Here is a 3,236-nt window from a genome sequence, read left to right as displayed (position 1 = left end):
AGAGAGTGCGCGCCCCCCCCCCGCAATTCTTCGGGGGGTTGATCGCCCCGCCATGTCGGGAAATGACGGTGTCTCTCAGCGCTGTTGTCACTCGTTCGTGAGCGGGTCGGCTCACTTGTCGAGTGACGCCAGCGCCTTCTTGACCAGTGCCGTCCGGTCGGCCGCCGCGGGGACCTGCTCCAGGCCGAAGCCCAGCAGCACGGTGTCCTTCGTGGTGACCGCTCCGTACGTCTTGAACAGGGCTCCGGAGCGCGTCCAGTCCTTCAGGACCGCCGGGCTGCCCGGGGGCGGTCCGGCCACGCTCCAGGCACCCAGGGACGACTCGAAGCCCTCGGTGTCCTTCGCCGCGCCACCGACGACGAGTGAGGCGTCGTCGGCGAGGACGCCGTGACCGCCGCTGCCCGGGTCGGTGATGTAGCTGATCGAGACCTCGACGGACCTCCCCGCGTAGGCGCTCAGGTCGAAGCTCACCTGCTGCCACCCGTTGGAGCTGCCGGTGAGGCTGTTCCAGGTTCCGGTGGTGCCGGCGGCCGTGCAGGCGTTGTCCGCGAGCGTCAGGTAGTGCTTGAGCCACGGGTGCTCGCCGATCAGGAACCCGGCCCCGCACTCCGAGGGCACGGTGGTCCTGGTGGCTCCTCCCGTCTCCGGGAGGGTCGTCCAGTCGTCGGCGCCCACGGTGTGCGCCTCGATCACCGCGTGGTCGTAGCCGGGTTCGGTGTCCCACAGCAGCCGGGTGCTCAGGGACGGCTTGTCGGCCGCGCTCACTGCGGTGAGGTCGATGGTGCGGGTGAGGCGCTTGTAGGCGTCGTCGGTGTGGACCGCGGCGGCCATGGAGGAGCCGGTGTACGGCCCGTACGGGTTGACGGTCCCGGCGAACTGGCCCGCGCCCGCACTGGCGAACTGCGGGTACTTGTCCGCGGACAGCTCGTCGGAGGTGACGCCGTAGGTGCCTGCCTTGTCGAGCGGGTTGCCGGGCGCGTCGCCGAGCGCGCCGGTGTAGCCGTCGAGGCCGCCGGTGCCGGTGAAGCCGGTGGCTCCGGGGATCGACGTACGCGAGTAGGCGCCCAGGTAGTACTGGCTGAAGTCGTCCGACGGGGTGCCGTCGGCGAGTCTCACGTTGCCGCCGGCCAGTTCACCGGCCTCGATCAGCTTGCCGCCCTCGTTGAGGTAGGCGCGCAGCTGGAGCTGGGTGGCGTTGCCGGGACCGCTCGCGCCGGAGTAGTGGACGACGGTCCTGAAGTACTTCAGTACGCCGAGCGCGTCGGGCGCGCCCTGTGTGGCGACGTCCCAGACGGTCGCCCTGCGGCCGTTCGCCTTCAGCGCGTCCACGTACTTCTGGGCCTGTGTGGCCGCCGCGCCTTCCTCGGCCACGACGAGGGTGTCGGCCCTGGGCCGCTCGGCGACGGTGTAGGTGAAGTGCGGGCCGGTGACCTTCTTGCCGCTCCTGGTCCTGCCGGTGAACCACACCTCCACGTTGTCGCCCGGCTCGCCGTCCTTGACCTTGGCCCGGTACTCGTCGAAGTAGAGGTTGTCCGCGCCGCCGTAGGTCTCGCCGCCCTTCCAGGGCCGGAGCGCCTGGCCCCGGGTACGGCCGCCGTCGACGCGGTACTTGAGCTCCTTGTCGCGCACCGACTTCCGTACGACGACCGAGACCTGCTGGTCGGCGCCGCGCGAGTACGACGTGGAGAACGTGGCCGGGGTGAAGTCGGCGGCGCTCAGGCCGACCGAGGAGACCGGCTGGTCGGGGTGGTCGGCGGTCTCGGCGACGGAGAGCGCGAACGGGATGTTCTTCGCGAACTCCTGCTGGATCAGCTTCTCGTCGTCGGGGAAGTTGAAGACCGACTGACAGTCGGCCGCCTTCCAGGCGTCGTTCGGGTCGAGGTTCGAGGCGGTCTGGCAGGTCGACATCTCGGGGGTGAACATCGCCATGCCGTTGACGTTGGACGCGTGGCCGTCCGCCTCGCCGTTGGTGGTGTACAGCTCCGAGGAGACCTGCGGGTGGTAGCCCGGGACCGCGGAGTTGTCGGGGGTTCCGGCGAGCGCCTTGTAGAGGACGTCGTCCGGGGTCGCGGTGGCCACCTGCCAGCCGACGCCGTACAGGAGCAGCTCGGCGGCCGAGTGGTAGTTGATGCCGTACGTGAAGCCGACACGCTTCTCGAAGCGGTCCAGCGCCCGCGTCTCGGGCTCGGACCCGGGGCTCGCGCCGCGGTAGGTCTCGCTGGTGGGGTTGGGCGACGAACCCTCGTCGTCATAGCCCCACTTGTAGGCGAAGTTGCGGTTGAGGTCGACGCCGTCGCCGGTGGAGATGACGCCGTCGCCGTTGACGTCCCGCAGGTTCTTGCGCCACAGGCGGGTGCCCGCGTCGCGGAAGGTGTAGTCGTACCCGTCAGGGTTGGCCGAGAGGACGAACCACAGCTCGGTCGAGTCGACGATCTTCCTGATGCGCTTGTCCGTCTTGTAGTTGTCCAGGTAATAGTGCATCAGGCGCCGGGTCATCTCCGGTGTGATCCACTCGCGGGCGTGCTGGTTGGACACGTACAGCACGGAGGGTTTCGACCCGTCCTTCGACTTCTTCGCGTTCTTTGTCAGCTTGAGCGCGAGGATGTCCTGGCCGTCGACGGTCTTGCCGATGGACTCGACCTTGGTGAGGCCTGGGTTGGCCCGACCGGTCCTGAGGATCTCCTCCTCGAGTCCGCCACTGCCGCTGTACGGGCGGAACACGCCCTGGGCCGCGCCCTCGACGCGTGCCTCGGCCTTGGCCGAAAGTGTGTGCTCGGTGAGGTCTACGCCCTGCTTCTCGAGTCTCTTGGCCTGCTTGTCGGTGAGGTAGACCTCGACGGCTGTCCTGCCGCCTCCGGCCACCTGCTCGCCCAGTTCGCGGCCGTCCTGGCCCGCCTCGAGCAGCAGGGGTATCTGCTTCTGGGTGACTTCCGCACGGAAGACCTTGACCTCGTCCGGGTCGGACTTCGTGGAACTTCCGCTCTGCGCCTGGGCGATGGGTGCGAGGCCGGCTGCGCCGAACAGGAGCGCGCCGACAGCGAGGATCGATCTCGCTCTGTGTCTCATGAACCCCCCTAGATGGGGCCTGTCCGACAGGCCTGGGTTCGCCACAGCAGCGAACAGATGCCAGGCTCATGACAGCTCATGATCGAGTCAAGAGCGCGGGAAGGACACGCGAAGGCGGATGCGGGCCACCCGAGTGGGCGCTTGCCCGGCTGGTTGACGACTCAGTTGCC

The 3,236-nt window shown here is 68.7% G+C and carries 1 protein-coding gene; it reads right to left on the bottom strand.

Annotated features, from left to right (window positions below):
* Positions 1-111: 111 nt before the first annotated feature.
* On the bottom strand, positions 112-3,066 hold the full coding sequence (locus ACFW2E_RS03450; protein WP_384460672.1) for a M14 family zinc carboxypeptidase: 2,955 nt from the start codon (positions 3,064-3,066) through the stop codon (positions 112-114).
* Positions 3,067-3,236 lie beyond the last annotated feature (170 nt).

Source organism: Streptomyces sp. NPDC058964, assembly GCF_042741275.1.
GTDB lineage: Bacteria > Actinomycetota > Actinomycetes > Streptomycetales > Streptomycetaceae > Streptomyces.
This window is presented reverse-complemented; position numbering and strand designations above follow the sequence as displayed.

Coding starts and splice junctions, on each gene's coding strand:
- ACFW2E_RS03450 (WP_384460672.1), bottom strand. CDS start 3,066: ATGAGACACAGAGCGAGATCGATCCTCGCTGTCGGCGCGCTCCTGTTC.